At 43.3% G+C, this 529-nt stretch carries 1 protein-coding gene; it reads left to right on the top strand.

Annotated elements, in window-relative coordinates; all coding sequences use genetic code 11:
• Window positions 1-471 (top strand): aldehyde dehydrogenase family protein (locus tag FHK88_RS11710; RefSeq protein ID WP_227430932.1); only part of this gene is annotated, 471 nt, incomplete at its 5' end.
• Window positions 472-529 lie beyond the last annotated feature (58 nt).

The following is a 529-nucleotide window of genomic DNA, read 5'->3' as shown; positions in this document are numbered from 1 at the left end:
GGTCAAGTCGTTCCGCCGCATATCTTCACCAAAGTCACTCGAGATATGGACTTAGCAAAGAATGAAGTATTTGGTCCGCTAGTGGGGATTATCCGTGCAAAAGATGAGGCGGATGCATTGGCCATAGCTAACGACTCTATGTTTGGTTTATCTAGCGCCGTATTTACTGAGGATATGGAGAAGGGACTACGCTTCGCTCGCGGTATTAAGGCAGGCATGACCCATATCAATGACATCTCAGTCAATGATGAAAGCCATGTTCCCTTTGGTGGTGAGGGGCTATACTGGTTCTCAGTGGCACTATTTATTGGTCTACTGGCAGGTACTTATTCTTCTGTCTACATCGCCAGCTCAATTCCACTACGCATGGGACTATCGCGTGATGACTTTGTGGTTAAGGTCAAGCCTGAATTTGAGGAAGAAGTAGTAACCTTTAATGACCCTAAGATGTTTGAGCAAGAACAGTCTTAAGATAGAACTGCTGTCTTGAGTTAACAATTATTTTAAATTAGAAAAGCACCTATTATTA

Origin of the sequence: Psychrobacter sp. I-STPA6b (assembly GCF_020662265.1) — a bacterium.
GTDB lineage: Bacteria > Pseudomonadota > Gammaproteobacteria > Pseudomonadales > Moraxellaceae > Psychrobacter.
Note: the sequence above shows the minus strand (reverse complement) of the source record. Positions and strands in the feature narration are given on the sequence as shown.